General features: G+C 66.8%; 16 protein-coding genes. 2 read left to right on the plus strand and 14 right to left on the minus strand.

Annotated features, from left to right (window positions below):
• Positions 1 to 41: 41 nt before the first annotated feature.
• The 12 genes from ACFW3D_RS20850 to ACFW3D_RS20905 form a co-directional block, all read right to left on the minus strand.
• Positions 42 to 425, minus strand: coding sequence for an MmcQ/YjbR family DNA-binding protein (locus tag ACFW3D_RS20850; protein WP_500505724.1), 384 nt, complete (start codon positions 423 to 425; stop codon positions 42 to 44).
• Between the two features lie 29 nt (positions 426 to 454).
• Positions 455 to 1,372 carry an NADP-dependent oxidoreductase gene (locus ACFW3D_RS20855; protein WP_500505725.1) on the minus strand — a complete coding sequence of 306 codons (918 nt, stop codon included), beginning with the start codon at positions 1,370 to 1,372 and terminating at the stop codon, positions 455 to 457.
• A 47-nt stretch (positions 1,373 to 1,419) separates the two neighbouring features.
• Positions 1,420 to 2,049 carry a nitroreductase family protein gene (locus ACFW3D_RS20860; RefSeq protein WP_500505726.1) on the minus strand — a complete coding sequence of 210 codons (630 nt, stop codon included), beginning with the start codon at positions 2,047 to 2,049 and terminating at the stop codon, positions 1,420 to 1,422.
• A gap of 77 nt (positions 2,050 to 2,126) precedes the next feature.
• The gene (locus ACFW3D_RS20865; RefSeq protein WP_500505727.1) at positions 2,127 to 2,921 is read right to left on the minus strand and encodes an isocitrate lyase/PEP mutase family protein; all 795 of its coding nucleotides are present in this window, start codon (positions 2,919 to 2,921) and stop codon (positions 2,127 to 2,129) included.
• Positions 2,922 to 3,555: 634 nt separating this feature from the next.
• The gene (locus tag ACFW3D_RS20870; protein ID WP_500505729.1) at positions 3,556 to 4,029 is read right to left on the minus strand and encodes a GNAT family N-acetyltransferase; all 474 of its coding nucleotides are present in this window, start codon (positions 4,027 to 4,029) and stop codon (positions 3,556 to 3,558) included.
• A 60-nt stretch (positions 4,030 to 4,089) separates the two neighbouring features.
• Positions 4,090 to 5,295 carry an MFS transporter gene (locus tag ACFW3D_RS20875; protein ID WP_500505730.1) on the minus strand — a complete coding sequence of 402 codons (1,206 nt, stop codon included), beginning with the start codon at positions 5,293 to 5,295 and terminating at the stop codon, positions 4,090 to 4,092.
• 368 nt (positions 5,296 to 5,663) lie between these two features.
• On the minus strand, positions 5,664 to 6,050 hold the full coding sequence (locus tag ACFW3D_RS20880; protein ID WP_500505731.1) for a nuclear transport factor 2 family protein: 387 nt from the start codon (positions 6,048 to 6,050) through the stop codon (positions 5,664 to 5,666).
• Between the two features lie 565 nt (positions 6,051 to 6,615).
• Positions 6,616 to 7,995: a dihydrolipoyl dehydrogenase gene (gene lpdA, locus ACFW3D_RS20885; protein WP_500505733.1), complete on the minus strand. Its 1,380-nt coding sequence runs from the start codon at positions 7,993 to 7,995 to the stop codon at positions 6,616 to 6,618.
• 244 nt (positions 7,996 to 8,239) lie between these two features.
• On the minus strand, positions 8,240 to 8,869 hold the full coding sequence (locus ACFW3D_RS20890) for a TetR/AcrR family transcriptional regulator (RefSeq protein ID WP_500505735.1): 630 nt from the start codon (positions 8,867 to 8,869) through the stop codon (positions 8,240 to 8,242).
• A 172-nt stretch (positions 8,870 to 9,041) separates the two neighbouring features.
• Positions 9,042 to 9,383, minus strand: a complete 342-nt coding sequence (locus ACFW3D_RS20895) for a GNAT family N-acetyltransferase (RefSeq protein ID WP_500505736.1) — start codon at positions 9,381 to 9,383, stop codon at positions 9,042 to 9,044.
• Positions 9,384 to 9,480: 97 nt separating this feature from the next.
• Complete coding sequence (locus ACFW3D_RS20900) at positions 9,481 to 10,395, minus strand: NADP-dependent oxidoreductase (protein WP_500505737.1); 915 nt, start codon at positions 10,393 to 10,395, stop codon at positions 9,481 to 9,483.
• A 330-nt stretch (positions 10,396 to 10,725) separates the two neighbouring features.
• Entirely contained in the window at positions 10,726 to 11,769 is a 1,044-nt protein-coding gene (locus tag ACFW3D_RS20905; RefSeq protein WP_500505738.1) for a zinc-binding dehydrogenase, read from the minus strand.
• A gap of 674 nt (positions 11,770 to 12,443) precedes the next feature.
• Here ACFW3D_RS20905 and ACFW3D_RS20910 point away from each other — a divergent pair.
• Entirely contained in the window at positions 12,444 to 13,073 is a 630-nt protein-coding gene (locus tag ACFW3D_RS20910) for a TetR/AcrR family transcriptional regulator (RefSeq protein WP_500505739.1), read from the plus strand.
• A 9-nt stretch (positions 13,074 to 13,082) separates the two neighbouring features.
• On the opposite strand, the gene ACFW3D_RS20915 is transcribed toward ACFW3D_RS20910, so the two are convergent.
• Entirely contained in the window at positions 13,083 to 13,388 is a 306-nt protein-coding gene (locus tag ACFW3D_RS20915; RefSeq protein WP_500505740.1) for a GNAT family N-acetyltransferase, read from the minus strand.
• 317 nt (positions 13,389 to 13,705) lie between these two features.
• On the opposite strand from ACFW3D_RS20915, the gene ACFW3D_RS20920 reads away from it, so the two are divergent.
• Positions 13,706 to 15,670 carry a SpoIIE family protein phosphatase gene (locus tag ACFW3D_RS20920; RefSeq protein WP_500505741.1) on the plus strand — a complete coding sequence of 655 codons (1,965 nt, stop codon included), beginning with the start codon at positions 13,706 to 13,708 and terminating at the stop codon, positions 15,668 to 15,670.
• 90 nt (positions 15,671 to 15,760) lie between these two features.
• Here the strand turns inward: ACFW3D_RS20920 and ACFW3D_RS20925 are convergent, their stop codons facing one another.
• Complete coding sequence (locus ACFW3D_RS20925) at positions 15,761 to 16,777, minus strand: alpha/beta fold hydrolase (protein ID WP_500505742.1); 1,017 nt, start codon at positions 16,775 to 16,777, stop codon at positions 15,761 to 15,763.
• Between the last annotated feature and the right edge of the window lie 17 nt (positions 16,778 to 16,794).

Below are 16,794 nucleotides of genomic sequence, written 5' to 3' on the forward strand. Positions count from 1 at the left end.
GACTGCTGCGACGCTGCGACGCAGGACGGGCCTGGCGAGGGTCAGGCGTGGCGGTTGAAGGTGTGCGGGTCCACGGGTTGCCTGGACTTGGGAAGCCCGCCGACCACGAGACGGTAGGAGTCGGTCACGAGTTCCTTCACCAGCTTGTCGTCGATGGGGTCCCCGCCTTCCACCGTGATCCAGTGTCTTTTGTTCATGTGGTAGCCGGGGGTGATGTACGCGTACTGCTCACGCAGGGCAGTGGCGTCGTCCGGATCGGCTTTCAGGATCAGGACGGGACGTCCGGGCATATCGGTCATGAGCATGAAGACCTTGCCGCCCACCTTGTGCAGTTCCCAGTCGGGGCCCAAGCGATGCTCCTGCTCGGTGCCGGGCAGTTCCGCGGCGTATTCGCGCGCGACCTTCTGCACTTCCTGTCCGTCCAAGGTGATCGACTCCTCTGTCGGTTCGACTGCTACGGGAGGACGCGGATGACTGTCTTCCCCAGGCGCCGCGTGGTCGGGTTGAGGGCCCCGATGGCATCGTCGAGGCTCGCGACGTCACCGATGTTGGTCCGCAGCCGTCCGTCCCGCACCCGCTGCACGATCTCACCAAGCTCGGCGCGATCGGCTTCGACGACGAAGTCCACGGCCAGGCCGTCGGCGGGCCGTGCTTCGACCGGGCCGACGATGGACACCAGTGTTCCTCCGGCCCTGATCAGGGCGGCGGACTGCTTCTGAACCTCGCCACCGATGACGTCGAAGACCAGGTCGACGCCGCCGACGTCCTTCAGCGTGTCGTTCCCCAGGTCGACGAACTCGTGCGCCCCGAAGTCGAGCGCCTTCTCGCGGTCGGCGGCGCGTCCGGTGCCGATGACGTAGGCGCCCGCTTCACGTGCGAGCTGGGTCACCATCGTCCCGACCGCCCCGGCTGCGCCATGGGCGAGGACGGTCTGGCCGGCCCGGAGGCGGCCGTGCTGGAACAGGCCCTGCCACGCGGTCAGACCCGAGATCGGCAGGGACGCGCCCACCGTGAAGTCGACGTCGCCCGGCAGCGGTGCGAGGTTGCGTGCTTCGATCGCCACGTACTCCGCGAGGGTGCCGTCGCGGTGCCAGTCGGCGAGGCCGAACACCCGCTGCCCGACCGAGAGCCCCGTCGTGCCGTAGCCGAGAGCGGTGACCACTCCGGCCAGCTCGTGACCGGGGATCGACGGTGTCTTGTCACGGCCCGCCCGATCGGCCCAGGTGGACGGCCACTCCATCTCGGTGGGGACGAAACCCGATGCATGGATCCGGACGATGACGTCGTTGATCGCCGCGAGCGGCTCGGGCCGCTCCGTCAGCGTCATTCCGGCCGTACCCGCGGCCTGGTCGCTGACCACAATGGCTTTCATCGAAATGGCCCTTCCTCGTAGGTGGTTTTTGATTTCCGGGTGGGTTCTCAGATGAACGTGAACAGCTGGTCCGCGTCGAAGCGCGAGATCGGGTTGGCGTACACCTTCTCCGGATCGGGGTAGCCGAGGGCCAGCAGCACCGTCGTGGTGTGTCCGCTCTCGCGGATCTTGAAGGCCTTGTCGACACTGGTCGGGTCGAACCCCTCCAGCGGCGTGGCCTCGACGCCCAGCTCGGCGGCCGCCATCATCGTCAGACCCACCGCCATGTAGGTCTGCTTCTCCATCCAGTGGTTCAGGTCCTTGTGGCCGTAGTTGCGAAGGTCGAGGAAGTCCCGGGTCATGGATTCCCACAGCTCCTGCTTGGACGGATCAGGGAACCGGCCATCGGCCCTCTCCTTTGCGAACACCGCGTCGAGGTGGGTGTCGGGCAGGTCTGCCCTGGTGGTGAGGATGATGGTGTGCGACGCGTTCAGGATCTTCTCCGCGTTGTCCCGGAACCGTTCGCCCAGGTTGTCGGCGAGCCGTTCCTTGCCTTCGGGCGTGGCGAGGACGTAGAAGTGGTTGGGCTGTACGTTCACCGACGACGGCACGGAACGCAGGAACCGCAGCAGCTGCTGAAGGGTTTCCCCCGGAATGGTCTTGCCGGGATCGAAATACCGGGTGAGATGCTTGCTCATGAGCTTATCGAGATCCATGTGAATCTGCCTTTTTCTTGCGATGGGTGGGTGAGGAGCGGTGATCCGCAGGGTCTGGACTAGTTCGTTCCGCGAGCAACCAGTTCACTGATGCGCTCGAAGCTGGTTCCTGTCGTCGCGGTGCTGAGGTCACCCGCGACGAGAGCCTTGATGGCCTGGTCGAGTGCCCCCATTGCGTGGGTGTAGAGCGCCGGCCCCACGCTGATGCGCTTGACCCCGGCCTTCTGCAGTTCAGCGACGGTCAGCACCTTGTCCGCCGGCGAGATGAGCACGTTCACCGGTACCGGCGCGACGGCGGTGACGATCGCGACGAGTGCGTCGAGGTCGGGCGGGAAAGGGGCGTAGAGCACATCCGCGCCGGCCTCCGCGAAGGCCGTCAGTCGCCGGATGGTGTCGTCGAGATCGGGCCGCCCCTGGATGAAGTTGTCGGTGCGGCCGGTGACGACGATGCGCCCCCTGGCCGCCTTGACGGCGCTCCGTATGCGGTCGACCGCCTCGTCGAAGTCGCGGATCGGTCGATCGGGATTGCCCGAGGTGTCTTCGATCCCGATACCGGCCAGGCCGGACTCGACGGCGGCTTCGACGGTCGCAGCGACGTCTTCGGGCGTGTCGCCGTAGCCGTCCTCGAAGTCCCCGTTGACGGGCAGGCCGGTGAGACGGCCGAGCAGCCGCGCATGCTCGAGGTGCTCACCACGGGTGACTTCGTGACGCCCGTCGGACCGGCCGAGTGTGGTGGCGAGTGCCGCCGATGACGTCGCGATCGCCTCGAAGCCGGCATCGGCCAGCATCAGCGCAGAGAGGCCGTCCCATGCGTTCGGCATGACGAGGCCGCCGTCGCGGGTGTGCAGCGCCATGAATTTCTCATAGAGTTCAGAGCCCGACATAGCGAACCTTCCCGAGTGATCGTTTTTGTGCGATGAGGGGTTCACCGGCTGTGTGCGCAGCCTGGACGGGGGTCCCGGTGATCAGCCGGGCGTACCGGCCGAGCCGACGCCGGGGATGTCGCGGCGTCTCGGCGAGCGACTCCGGCGCCGCCTCGACCCCCTCTTTGCGTAGCCGGATCGGGCCCTGGGAACTCGACGCCCGCATGCGTGTCGCCTAGGGATCCGGAGACCCGCGTGAGGCTTCGCTGCCGGCTGTCCGCAGGGAACCGCCTTCCCCAAAGGTACCGCAGATCGGCCACTTTTGTGGACCATGGAGTCCTCTCACGCCCGACGGGTATCCGTCTCCACTGCAGGTAGCTGCCATCGGTGACGTTTGAGGACCGTCGAGTGATGGACGAAAACGTCCCCCCGTGTCACGCACCCCGCCGGGCCGCCCACGCCCGCCGGGGGGAGCCCGGTCCGCACGGAGACCGCGGCGAAACCCCGTGTGACGCAGTACCGGGGCTTCTCGGCGCCGCCTCGCCCGAGACGGCTTGGGACGATGCCGTTCAGGGCGCGCCCTGCGATCATGCCGCTACAGGCAACCCTCCTGAACACCGGAGGTCTACGCCAGGTCGCGCTCGATTGCGGTGAGCTCATCGTCGTGGCGGTCTTCCGCGGGCCCGTGCTTGGGGTAGGCGCCGGCGCCGGGGTGGACCGTGTCGATGAGGTCGGCGTACTCGGGGTTGCGGTCGATGAACTCGCCCACCACCGGGCAGATGATGGTGATCTTCTTGCCGCTCTCGCGGATTTCGTCCAGCACGCGAGAGATGAGCTCCGTGGCCACCCGATTCTTGCGGTAGGCGGGGTCGACCCAGGTCGTCAACAGCACGACGCGGCCGCCCACGAACCGGTACGACAGCTCGGCGATGCCGTCATCACCGAGAGCGGCGATCCAGCGACCGTGCTCCGCGTCGTGGACGACATCGAGCACCCAACGGGACTCCGCCTCGCCAAGACGCTCCTCGTGCAAAGCGGCGATGAGCGCGGCGTTGTTCTCTTCACGGGCGGACGCCTCGGCCCTGAAATTGAGCGTCATTGTCACACTTTCTGTTGGGGGAGGGTGAGGTCGGGTGCCCGCGAGGTTCGTCGCGATCACTCAGCCCGCTGTCGGTTCCGGGTGCGGGTCGCGTGCGGCGAGGACGGTGAAGAAGGCGGCGACGACGGCGAGTACGGCGTACCCGAGGGCGATGTGCGGTAGCGAGAAGACGTTGGAGAGTTGTCCGGAGATGAGGCTGGGGAACGCGGCTCCGCCGTAGCAGAGGAGGTAGATGGCGCTGAAGATCGGTGCCCGGTCGGCCAGGGTGCTCTCGTGCAGCAGGCCGCGGGTGGCGGAGCTGATGGCGATGCCTTGACCCGTGCCGGCGATGATGGTTGCGGCGATGAACAACGCCAGTGCGCCTATGGCGATCGCCGCGATGATGCCGATCCATCCGGCCAGGAAGACGATCATGCCGATTCGCTGGGCGGCAGCGGATGTGAACCTGCCGCCGATGGGAGCGCCGAGCACGCTGGGGGCCATGTAGAGGGCGAACAGCAGTCCGAGGGTGAGCGCGCTGTGCGTGTGGAACCGATCCGCGACCAGTGCGGGCATGAATGCCTGATAGAAGGCCCCGGTCGCCCAGGTCGCGAGGAACACCGCGGCGGCGACAGGGAGCAGATGCCTGACCCGGGCCGGTATGCGGACCCGGGGCAGTAGTGACCGCCAGGCGCCTGGAGTTGGCTTCGCGGTTTCCGGACTGGCGACGATGAGTACGGCACCCAGTACGAGGAAGCCGGCGCAAACCAGGTAGATGAGGTGGCGTGGCCACGGGCCGAACTGGACCAGGGCGCCGGAGGCGATGGCGCCGAGGGTGAGGCCGAGCATGGGTCCCTGACTGGAGGCGACGGAGGCCAGCCATTCCGGTCGGTTGGGTGCCGCGTCGACGATGTAGGAGGTGAGGCTGCTGCCGGCCACCCCCGTACCGACCCCCATCAGTAGCCGGCCAGCCAGCAGGGTCCCGATGTCGTGCACGTTCAGCAGCAGCAGACAGCCCAGCAGGAGCAGACCGAGACTGGCGATCGCGGCGGGCCGTCGGCCCAGATGACCGGACAGTCGTCCCAGCACCAGCAGTCCGGCGATGGTGCCGACGGAGTTGCTGACGACGGCCAGTGAGATGCCGGCGTTGGTGAACCCGTCCTCGGCCCGGTAGGTGTTGAACAAGGGGATCGGTGCGGCCGACGCGGCGAACGAGGCCAGCAGCGCGACCACTGCGGAGGCGAATGCCCGCTGGAGCGGTCTGCCCCGGCGAGTCAGGTTGATCACTGGTGCCACGTCCTGCATCGAGCAGTGCCTTTCCATGAGTCGGTGAGTCAGGTCCCGATGCCGGTCGTGGACGCTCCGGCCCGCACGAGCGCGATGTGCTACGTCATGCCCGCCTCGCTTCCCGACCGAAGCCCTCGGGAACCACTGGTCTGCCTGCGGCCGGGTGCGCGAGGGAGGATTGCGGCGTCGCGGCCCGATCGCATGCGGACAGCGCCGGCGTGCCCGACCGTGCCGGCGGCGACACCGGCACCGATTCCGCCGGTCGTGTTCGTGGCCGGTCGCCCACGCGTTGTCTCGTGACGTGCCCCTGGGCATGGTCCCCATGTGAGGGCATCCCCGCGCCCAACGGCATCGACCGCGTGCTCCGGTCAGGTGCCCGGAGCGATCGCGCAGGCCGAGACGCAGACCCAGCCCCCCTCACGCTTCTGGTACGTGTCCGTGTACAGGGCTTCCTGCGCCGCTCCGTCGGCGAGCATGGTGTAAGTGGCACGGCCGTGGATCAGGGCGACGTCACTGAGGATGCGGATCTTGACGTCGTGCACAGCAAGATCCTTGAAGGGCCGCGGCTCGGCGATGTATTCGAGGAACTCGGCACGGTTGCGCGTGACACCCGGAGTCTGCACGACGAAGTCCTCGGCGAGCAGCTCGCTGAAGCGCTGGACATCGTTGAACTGGTCGGAGCGGACGTAGTCATTGTTGAGCCGCTCGAGGATCGCCAGATCTTCGGCGGACTGCTTGGTGTTGGTGTCGTTCATTTTCTTGTTCCCTCTCTGCATTGTTGCGGCGTTCGCTGCAGGTGGGCTGTCGTTTCGGTGCCGTGTACGCCTCGCCGCGCACACGGTCACGGTCCGTCGATCCGAAGCTGGTCGACGCCGCGAACAAGGCGATCAGGCAGACCACCGCACCTGGGAATGCCTTGCGTTCGCCATGGAATGCAGCCGTCGCGATCTGGATGAAGGGATGGACGGCTCTCGCGCGCCGCGACCCCTTGGGAGCCCGGGCCTTGGGTGTGAGTCCGGCAGTTCCTGCTCCAGGGGAAGGCCACGGGTCGCAACGAACTCTCGTCAAGCCTCTCAAAGATAAAACAGGACTGTCAAGTCCTCTTATTCTCGAGATGTCCGATATCGGCTCTCCCGGAAATGTGCAGGCCATAGGCACCATATCCAGGAGCAGCATCATGGAGTATGGACTGAGTGGCTCTTCGCGGAAGAGCCACTTGTGGACCGCGAGGTCCACCGGCCTGCGCCTGACCCGGACGCCCGTGCCGTGCCGTGACCACGTTGGCTGCCCCGCATCGCGATCGCCGCCGCGGGGTCAGGCTTACAAGTTCAGCGGTTTGCCGGTCAGCGCGAGAGCGGCCTCACCGAGCGCCTCGCCCTGTGTCGGGTAGGCGTGGACGAAGCCGGCAACGTCCTGGGGGAACGCTTCCCAGTTGTAGATGAGCTGCGCTTCCCCGATCTGCTCGCTGATCCGGTCGCCGATCATGTGAACACCGACCACTGCCCCGTCCTTCCTCCGGACGACCTTGACGAACCCTTCCGTTCTCAGCGTCCGGCTACGGGCGTTGGCCGCGAGGTCGTGAACGACGGAGTCGACGTTCTCGGCCCCGTACGCCTGCCTGGCCTTGGCCTCCGTCAGACCGACCGACGCGATCTCCGGGCGGGAGAACGTCACACGCGGAACGCCCTCGTAGTCGATCGGCACAGCGGTCTTCCCGGCCACTCGCTCGGCGACGAGGATGCCCTCGGCGAAGTCGACGTGTGCGAGCTGCGGAGTGGGGACCAGGTCACCGACAGCGGAGATGGTGGGGACGCTGGTGCGCATGTACTCGTCAACCAGCACGTGCCCCCTGTCCATGACGACGCCTGCCTCCTCGAAACCCAGGCCCTGGGAGACAGGGCCTCGTCCGACGGCCACGAGCAGAAGGTCCGCTTCCAGCGCCCGGCCGTCCGCCAGACGGACGCGGATGCCGTCCTGCGTGTACTCGCTGCTGACGAAGGGGACACCGAGGCGGAGGGTGATACCCCGCTTGAGGAACTCGGTCTCCAACCGGCTGGAGACCGTCTCGTCCTCCGTCGGGACAAGGTGCGGCAGGGCTTCGACAACGGTGACCTGGGCTCCGAACGACGACCACGCGGAGGCGAACTCGACGCCGATGACTCCCCCACCGAGCACGATCACGGACTTCGGGACGTGGTCGAGGGTGAGGGCATGGTCCGACGAGATCACTCGCCGTCCGTCGATCTCCAGTCCGGGTAGGGTCCTCGGAACGGACCCGGTGGCGAGTACGACATGACGGCCCGTGATCCGGCGGCCGTCGACATCGACGGAGGTCGCTGATGACAGCCGGCCCTCTCCTTCCACGTAGGTGATGCCACGAGCGCCGACAAGGCCGGTCAGCCCATTGCACAGGCTTGAGACGACGCTGTTCTTGTAGGCGTGCAGGGCGTCCATGTCGATGCCCTGAAAGGACGCGTGCACCCCCACATCGCCGGCCTGGCGTGCCTGGTCGGCCAGTTCGGCCGCGTGCAGTATGGCTTTGGTCGGGATGCAGCCGTTGTGGAGGCACGTGCCCCCGAGTTTGTGGCGTTCGACCAGGGCGACGCCGAGTCCGAGCTGCGCCCCGCGCAAAGCGGCTGCGTACCCGGCGCTGCCGGCCCCGAAAACGACCATGTCGTAGGGCTCTTCGTTGTCGCTCATGTCATTGCTCCTTTGCGGTCTGCCGGGCTGTCGCCCGATCGGCGCCGCCACCCGGTTGTGGCGGCATCTCTCCCATGTCGCCGACCCCAGAGGACCGAGCGGTCCACGTTTCGAGGAAACTGCAAGACCTCCTCGGGAGAGAGGGGGAAGGGCCGGACAGCGCGTGTGCAGCCGGACCGGTCCCGAGATATGGCGCGCGTGGGCAGCGAATCCCTACGTACGTTCCTGCCTCGTGCGCCATGGATCAGCCCACGGTGTACGTCTTCACGTGGGCCAGCGCCATGTCCATGGCGACGCGCATCGGTTCGACGTCGCGTGCCATCTGGGCGAGCAGGTAGCTTCCCTGCAGCGCGGCCATCACGGAAAGGGCGAGCTTTGCAGGATCGGCCTCCTCCTTGAGTGAACCGCTCTCCTGCATCCGGCGCAGGCCGGCCGCGATCAACTCCTGCCATTCGCCGAACTTCTCAGCGAGCAGGTTTCGGGCCGCGGGATCATGAGCCGCGCGAGATCCGACGAGTGCACCCAGAGCGCATCCGTAGGCTCCGTCCTGGAGGGAGTTGAGGCGGATGATCGAATCGCTCCAGCGCTCCAGGGCACGGAAGGAGTTCATCCGTTCCAAATACTGTCGGTCGCGCTCGAGAATCTGCCGGGCACGCAACTCGATTACACTGTGCACAAGCTCGTCCTTGTCTGCGAAGTGGCGGTAGAACTGGGACTTGCTGGTCCCGCTCACCGCTCGCACGTCATCCAAGGTCACCGAGTTGACACCCCTGACGTAGAAGAGGTCTGCAGCGGCCTGGATCAAGCGATCACGTGTTATGGCTCCGCGCGGCGTCAGGCGCCTGTTCTGCAGAGCATTGTCATCTTCGGCCATAGGCTTGACCTCACTCGGTGAAGCTGTCGAAGTGGCTTCCGGACAGTGGGATTCAGCGACCCCCGCGGCGGCGTCGATTGCGAACGACGTCCCGTCGCTCTTGCGCCTGACGTCAGGCCCGGCGCGAGCGAACCCTGCAGCACCTCGCTCCGCCTGAGCGACGGCGGAAGCCTCAGTTGGGAACGTCGTCGACAGCCGGCGACCCGAGATCGAGCATTTCGCGGAACTGGGGGTGCTTCTCGATGAACCGATCCACGACGGGGCACCTGTTGGTGACCGCCGCGTGTTCCTTCGCCAGGTCGGACAGCGCCTCACGGATCAACGCCGTTCCCAGGCCGCGGCCGCGGTAGCCCTCCTGGACGTACGTGTGCGTCAGGCTGTAGTGAGTGCCCTTGCGCTCGTAGGCGAGCAGCCCTGCGTAGTTGCCGTCCTCTTGAACCTCGTAGAACCTGTTGTCCTCGTCCTTGAAGACTCTGATCGAGCCGCTCGTGTCAGCCCACAGCACCTTGGTCATCGCCGTTCCTGTATCTGTGCCGGCTCCGCCTGAATGACGGGGCATCCCTATCGATCACCAGTGGACCGGATCGTCCTCTTGGAGGGTTGATGAGCCATCAGCGGACGCGGATGATGGTCTTTCCCCTGACGCGCTCGGTCGGGTTGAAGGCCGCCACAGCGTCCTCGAGGGCCGCGACGTTGCCGATGACCGAACGCAACCGTCCGTCCCGCACCCGCTGGACCACCTCACGCAACTGATCCCGATCGGACTCGACGACGAAGTCGATGGCCAGACCGTCGGCAGGTCGCGCCTCCGGCGGGCCGGCGATGGTCACCAGCGTTCCTCCGGCGCGGATCAGGCTCGCGGATCGCCTCCCTGTGTCGCCGCCGATGACGTCGAACACCAGATCGACTGCGCCGACGTCCTCCAGCGCTTCGTTGTCCAGGTCGACGAACTCCGTCGCGCCGAGGTCGAGCGCCGCCTGACGATCGGCGGCGCGCCCGGTGCCGATGACGTGGGCACCCGCCTCGCGCGCGAGCTGCGTCACCATCGATCCGACTCCGCCGGCCGCGCCGTGCACGAGGACGCTCTGCCCCGGCCGAAGACGGCCGTGCCCGAACAGCCCCTGCCACGCCGTCAGGCCCGAGATCGGCAGGCTCGCGCCGACAGTGAAGTCGACATCGCCGGGCAGCGGCGCGAGGTTGCGTGCCTCGACGGCCGCATACTCCGCCAGTGTGCCGTCGCGAGTCCAGTCCGTGAGGCCGAAGACCCGCTGTCCCAGGGACAGCCCCGTCGTACCGTAGCCGAGGGCGCTGACCACCCCGGCGAGCTCATGACCGGGGATCGACGGCGTGCGGTCACGACCAAGGCGGTCCGTCCAGTTCGAGGGCCACGTCAGTTCACCTGGGGTGAATCCGGACGCATGAACCTCGACAAGCACATCGTTCCCCGCCGCCTCGGGCGTGGGGCGCTCCGCCAGCCTCATTCCGGCCGTCCCCGCGGCCTGGTCGGTCACAACGATCGCCTTCATCGGGTACCTCCTTCCATCCCGTCGGCGTCCGCGCCGGACGCGGTCAGTTGCAAGCTTTCAAAAGTGAACCAAAAGGTCCACAACATCTGCCTCATCCCGACTCTAACAGCATATCCAGATGATCGACTGGTCAAGATGGTCCCGTTAGAGACGCCCGGTACTTCAACCCGGATCCGGCCGGCCACGACGGCGCCTGCAGTCGGTTCCCTGGATGACGGTGACGCCAGGTCGCACCGGCGGCCGGCCACCGGGTCGGCGCGGAATCCTGCGCGCTCGACTCGCAATGGGTGGGGTGAAGGCCGCGCCACACCCCACCGGTGTCTGCCAGAGTCAGGGCTTGACGAGCACCTTCAGGCTCCTGCGGTCTGCCATGTCCCGGTAGCCGCTCGGAACACCGTCGAGGTCGGTGGTGGCGTCGAAGACCTTCCCGGGCTCGATCGTGCCGCTCAGGACGTCGGGCAGCAGTCCTTCGATGTACGCGCGGGCCGGTGAGGGGCCGCCGGCCAGGCGGATGTTGTGACGGAAGAGACTGCCGATGCCGATGGGCGCTTCCTCGTACTGGGGGGCGCCAACGCGGCTGATGACCCCGCCCGGCCGGATGACGGCGAGGGCCTGATCGTAGGCGGGCCTGGTGCCGACGGCCTCCAGGACCACGTGCGGGCCGTACCCGCCAGTGAGCTCGCGGACGGTTTCGGCACCCTCTTCGCCGCGGGCGGCGACGACATCCGTCGCGCCGAACTCTCGGCCGAGGTCAGTGCGCGCCTGATGGCGGCCCATGAGGACGATCTGCTCGGCGCCCAGCCGCCTGGCGGACAGGACCGCCATCAGACCGACGGCCCCGTCGCCGATCACGGTGACACGGGTGCGCTCGTCGACTCCGCCCGACACGGCAGCGTGGTGGCCGGTGCAGAAGACGTCGGAGAGCGTCAGCAGGGAGGGAATGAGCGCCGAGTCCGCGGCGACGGGGAGCCTGACGAGGGTGCCGTCGGCCAGAGGGACGCGGATGGCTTCGGCCTGGGCGCCTTCCTCCGCCTCGCCGTCCCAGAAGTTCGCCTGCGGGTGGTTGCAGGAGCTGGTCAGGCCCTCACGGCAGAACTCGCAGGTGTTGTCGGAGGTGCTCCAGGGTGAGACGACCAGGTCGCCGCGCTCGATGGTGGTCACCTCCCCGCCGGTGTCCTCGACGACGCCGATGAACTCGTGGCCCATCCGTGCCGGTCCGTCCTCGGGCTTCAGCGAGGCGTACGGCCACAGATCCGTGCCGCATACGCAGGATGCGGTGATCCGCACCAGGGCGTCGGTCGGGTGCTTGATGACGGAGTCGGGGACGTTCTCGACGCGGACATCGCCGGCGCCGTACATGAGTGCTGCGCGCATCAGTGATGCTCCTTTACGGGTGGTGCGTGCGCGAATGACAGGGCGTATCGGCCGGCCGCCCCGGCGGAGCATGCCGGCGACGGGCTTGCGGCGGCCGTCCATGCCGAGCCGGGTTCGCCCCGCTCCGCCTCTGCACCCCCAGTTCCGATGGGCGTCCTGGCCGAGCCGCGTCTTGACGCGCACTTGTCGGGACGGGGCATCGGCCGTCGCCTGGGCTGACGAGCCTGTAGGCCACGACCACGGGTGATTGCTCCGCTCAGAGCGCCACCGATAATCGTCGGTTATCAACTGCATAAGACATGGAGCGTGCCGTCCTCTTCCGTCATAACACAGAAGAAGGGACCATGCAGTCCATTGTGGTGGGCGGCTGCGAATGTCGCCATCGCCGGGGTCGTCACCGTGCTCACGGGAGCCTGATGCGTACCGGCAGCCACTGCTGCCCAGAAGTCGTCGCGCGGGGCGGTCGGGCCCGCATTCGACCGTCCCCGGCTGCATCCGGTGAGCGGCAGAGGCGGTCCACGCGACAGGCGCGACACGTACACCTGCGAAGGCGGCACCTCGTGCGCTCGACGCCCCGGTGGGCAGGGAGCAGCCGACCGACACCCCACGGCGCGGGTCGGTACCGCTCCCAGGCTCCCCGCTGCCGGGTGATTGCGCGTAGTAATATCGGGCACATGTCCGTAGATGATGCTCCCAGGCAAGAGCGGCGCCTGACCTCGCGTGGGGCTGTCACCCGCGACCGAATTGTTCAGGCCGCTGCCGACCTTTTCCACGTGAGGGGCGTCAACGCGGTCTCACTCGACGACGTACGGGCAACAAGCGGGACGAGCAAATCCCAGCTTTACCGCCATTTCGCGGACAAGGACCAGCTTGTCCACAGCGTCATCGAGTTGCGGACCGACCAGGTCCTCAACCGTGATCGCCAAATGCTGGAGCGGATGAATTCCATTCGCGCGCTCGAGCGATGGAGCGACAAGCTCATCCAGCTCAACTCGCTGCAGAACGGTGCCTACGGGTGCGCGCTGGGCTCGCTGGTCAGCGCGCGTGCGGCGCAGGACCCGACATCGAGGAGCAAGCTTGCCGAGACGTTCGCCGAGTGGCAGCAGCTCATCTCGGCAGGCTTGAAGCGCATGCAGGAGAACGGGTCGCTGCGTGAAGAGGCAGACCCCGAGCAGCTCGCCACTGCCGTCATGGCCGCCTTGCAGGGTGGCTATCTGCTGGCCCAGACCGCGCAGGACGTCGAGCCGATGCGCGTCTCCATGCAGATGGCGTTGAACTACGTACGCTCCTACGTCGTGGACTGAGCCCGATCGTCAGCTCGACGAGGACGAGACCCAGGTGCCTGAGTGTTTGGTGTCGACCAGGCTGATGTATTCGGGATTCTTGCGGATGAACCGGTCGACGACCGGACAGTAATTTGAAATGGTGTTTCCGTGGATGCGCAGAAAGTCCAGGGTGCTCTTGATGAGGACGTTGGAGAGACCACGCCCCCGGAATGCGTCGTAGATGACCGTGTGCATCAACACGCGTCGAGCGCCAATTGCCCGATAGCCCATATGGCCGGCCGTCCGGCCGCCTACGGATATCTCGTAGCGATGCTCCTTCTCGTTGTCGCTCACCACCACTGACGATTCCGCGTCCGAAAACATAACGTCAGGCATCTCGGCCCTCCAGTCCATCGTGAAAGCCCCATGGCGGGAAAGTTCCCGGGAGCCGATCGGCGGCTGCCGTGAAGAGGTCCGGCCTCCGCCCCAAGTAGGCGTAAAGGCCCGGCTGCACCGACTCCGGCGCAGCGCCTTTCAGCCTAAGCGAAGTGGACGAAACAGTCCAGTCTCGGTCCAGGCGCATCCCGGTGGACGCGCGACCTGTTCCGTGACAGATAGGATTGTTACGTCTATCGGGGTGAAATCGCTCGATGACGGCCAGGGAGCGGCAGATGGACGCCTCGGACGAACTCCTGCAAAGGGCTACACCGTCGGCTCTTCTGACCCTGGGCGGTGTCATCCGTTGTCTCAACGCCGCGATGGCCTCTGCTCTGGGGAGGCCCGGGGAAGAGTGCGTAGGCCGCGGATTCAGTGACCTGCTGTCCGAAGACCAGCGCGTCCCCGCCAAGAGCCTGCTGACACACGGGGCCACGACGAAGAGGCTCGCCATGCGGGTGCTGGAATTCCCTGGATCGGGCGACGCGTCCGTGGTCTGCCTCGTCGAGGCGCGGCCGGTAACGGACCCCGCGGATGGCGAGCGGCTGGTGTGGGTGCACTCGTTGGACGCGCGACATGACCTGGGCGCCCTGCTGATCCCGTTCGACCTGGCAGCCAAGGCCGCCGGCCTCGGCCTTTACATGTGTTCACCCGATGAGCACCAGATCGAGTGGCTGGGCGGCGAGCCCGCCCTGGCCACGCTCTTCCCGCAGGCGTCGATGTCCCTGCCCATGGTGATCCGGCGGGTACACCCTGATGACCGAAAGGACGTGCAGCGGCTTGTGCGCTCGTCCGTCGCCCAGTCCCCGTGGATCAGGTCGCGGTTCCACACCGAGCACGACGGCTGGCGCACGCTGGCCAGCCAATCCCGCCGGATCAGGCTGGGATACGGCGGTCCCGAACGGGTCTTCGGGGTGATCCGCGACGGGTCCACGGTGGAGACGCACCGAAACGACGTGCCGGCTGCGGTAACTGCCGAGCGGCAGCGCGCCGATGAGATCGCCGCGTTCTCCTCGGCCCTGTTCACCGCCACCACCGAGCAGGAGCTTCAGCAGGTTGTCCTGACCCGGCTCGCCGCGGCATTCGGCGGTTTCGGTGCTCTCTTCGCGCTCGTCGACGACGGGCGTCTGCGGGTCTCCTCTGACGCCGGGATCCCCACATGGCAGGCCGATGCCCTGCTCGGTCTGTCGCTGGACGAGGACCGGCCGCTGCCCTGTGCGATCCGCACCGGTGAGCCGCAGTTCATCGCCAACCAGGAGGAACTGGCTCGGTGTTGGCTGAGTGACACCAGTGCGCCCCGGGCACCGTCCGGCCCCGACGTCGCCATGTCGATCACTCCTCTCAGCCCGGCGGGCGACCGGCCGCTCGGAGCCTGGGCAGTGACGTACGACAGCAAGCACCCTCCGTCCCTGGAGAAGCTCGCCTTCATGACCACTCTGGCCGATCTGGCAGGCCAGGCCCTGAGGCGCATCAGGTTGCAGCAAGCCCACGTCGAGCTGTCCACGGCGGTACAGCAGAACATGCTCCCCACGCTGCCCGAGCACCTCCCGGGCCTGGAGATCGCCGCCCGCTATCAGCCCAGCCGGGACGGCCTGGACATCGGCGGAGACTGGTACGACGCGTTCTTCCTGCCCGACGGTGCGGTGGCCCTGGAGATCGGCGACGCCCAGGGGCACGACGTCGATGCGGCGGTCTTCATGGGCCAGGTGCGCTCGTCCATGCGTGCGATCGCCGCCCATGAGCCCGAGCCGGGAACGGTGCTGACACGCACCAACGAGCTTCTCACCACGATGGACGCACCGCGCTTCGCCAGCTGCACCATGCTGCACATCGATCCGCACAACGGTCAGGTCATCGGCACCAGCGCCGGCCACGTCCCGCTCCTGCACGCACGCGACGACGGCAGCCACAGCATCCGCACGCTGCCCGGAGGGCCCGTCCTGGGGGTCCTGCCCGATATCGACTACTCCGAGGAGACCTTCACCTTGGAAGAGGGCACCGCGCTGGTGATGGTCACCGACGGTGTGGTCGAAGGGCCGGGCCTGACCCTGGAAGCCGGACTGGAGAGAGCCGGAACGCTGGCCGGCCGCGCCCTCCACGACCGGCTCGACGCCGAGGCGATGGCAGACGCGATCCTCGACGCCGTGGTCGCCGTGGACCACCTCGACGACGTCGCCGTACTGGTCATCCGGCGCACCTAGGAGGTGCTCAGCCCGGGAAGGATCGCGGCGGTCGGGCGTGACCCACCGGCACTGCACCCTGCGGCAGTTGTCTCGGACGCGCCGCAAAGGCTACTTCTGCAGGAAGGACTGCAGCATGTCAGTCACTTCCTGTGGCTTCTCCTCCGTCACGAAGTGACCGGAATTCTCCAGGACTCGTCCGTCGACGTTCACGGCGTAATCACGCCATTGGTCGACAATCATTCCACCGAAGGAATCCTGAGCGCCGACGGCGAGGATGGGCATCTCCAGTTTGCCGCGGGCCAGGAACTCCTTGTTCTGCTGAACGTTCGCGCGGAACTGACGGTATACGCTCATCCAGGCCTTCGTGCGGCCGGGCTCCTTCAGGAAGTCGGCGTAGTAGTCGAAGTCCGACGGCGTGAACGGTGACTTGTTGCCCACCAGGTACGCAGTGATCATTTCCTCGACGAAGACACGCTCGTGACCGGCGATGAGGTGCTCGGCGAGAGGCATCTGGAACATGCCCCAGTGCCACGGCGACGGCTTGTCCGGGTCAACGCTCAGAGCCGGGAAGCCGTAGGCGCTGTCATCCGCGACGGGGGCTTCCATCACGGCCATGCGGAGCACCTCCGACGGCCACTGCGCCGCGTAGGCGTAGGCGACCCAGACGCCGACATCGTGGGCGACCACCTGGATCCCGTTGTCGAGTCCCAGCTGCTTCATCAGCTGATGCACGTCCTCGGCCAATTGCGCCGCCCGGTAACCGGTCTCCGTGACCTGTGAGTTGCCAGTGCCACGCAGGTCGACGGCGATCACGGTGTGGGTCCTGGAGAGCGGGCCCATCTGCTGCCGCCACTCGGCCCACGTCTGAGGGAACCCGTGGATCATCACCACCGGCGAGCCATTGCCGCCCTGCATGTAGTGCATACGGAAGTCATTTACTTCCGCGTACTCGGACCGAAAACCTGCGGGTGGTTGAGATTGCGGGTAATTCGACGGCGACGGCTCCACCGTCGAGCTATTCCCGCGGCTCTCATTCCATACTCCGGATCCCGAGATGACCGAGATTGCCAGAAAGGCCTTCAATGCCGCGATGAGCCTGTTCGTCTTTCCTGTTCCGATGCTCATTGATGCACCTGCTTGGG

Origin of the sequence: Streptomyces sp. NPDC058864, assembly GCF_042742985.1 — a bacterium.
GTDB lineage: Bacteria > Actinomycetota > Actinomycetes > Streptomycetales > Streptomycetaceae > Actinacidiphila.

Coding starts and splice junctions, on each gene's coding strand:
- ACFW3D_RS20890 (WP_500505735.1), bottom strand. CDS start 8,869: ATGGCCGAAGATGACAATGCTCTGCAGAACAGGCGCCTGACGCCGCGC.
- lpdA (WP_500505733.1), bottom strand. CDS start 7,995: ATGAGCGACAACGAAGAGCCCTACGACATGGTCGTTTTCGGGGCCGGC.
- ACFW3D_RS20900 (WP_500505737.1), bottom strand. CDS start 10,395: ATGAAGGCGATCGTTGTGACCGACCAGGCCGCGGGGACGGCCGGAATG.
- ACFW3D_RS20865 (WP_500505727.1), bottom strand. CDS start 2,921: ATGGCGCTGCACACCCGCGACGGCGGCCTCGTCATGCCGAACGCATGG.
- ACFW3D_RS20925 (WP_500505742.1), bottom strand. CDS start 16,777: ATGAGCATCGGAACAGGAAAGACGAACAGGCTCATCGCGGCATTGAAG.
- ACFW3D_RS20895 (WP_500505736.1), bottom strand. CDS start 9,383: ATGACCAAGGTGCTGTGGGCTGACACGAGCGGCTCGATCAGAGTCTTC.
- ACFW3D_RS20860 (WP_500505726.1), bottom strand. CDS start 2,049: ATGAGCAAGCATCTCACCCGGTATTTCGATCCCGGCAAGACCATTCCG.
- ACFW3D_RS20910 (WP_500505739.1), top strand. CDS start 12,444: ATGTCCGTAGATGATGCTCCCAGGCAAGAGCGGCGCCTGACCTCGCGT.
- ACFW3D_RS20855 (WP_500505725.1), bottom strand. CDS start 1,372: ATGAAAGCCATTGTGGTCAGCGACCAGGCCGCGGGTACGGCCGGAATG.
- ACFW3D_RS20870 (WP_500505729.1), bottom strand. CDS start 4,029: ATGACGCTCAATTTCAGGGCCGAGGCGTCCGCCCGTGAAGAGAACAAC.
- ACFW3D_RS20880 (WP_500505731.1), bottom strand. CDS start 6,050: ATGAACGACACCAACACCAAGCAGTCCGCCGAAGATCTGGCGATCCTC.
- ACFW3D_RS20920 (WP_500505741.1), top strand. CDS start 13,706: ATGGACGCCTCGGACGAACTCCTGCAAAGGGCTACACCGTCGGCTCTT.
- ACFW3D_RS20905 (WP_500505738.1), bottom strand. CDS start 11,769: ATGCGCGCAGCACTCATGTACGGCGCCGGCGATGTCCGCGTCGAGAAC.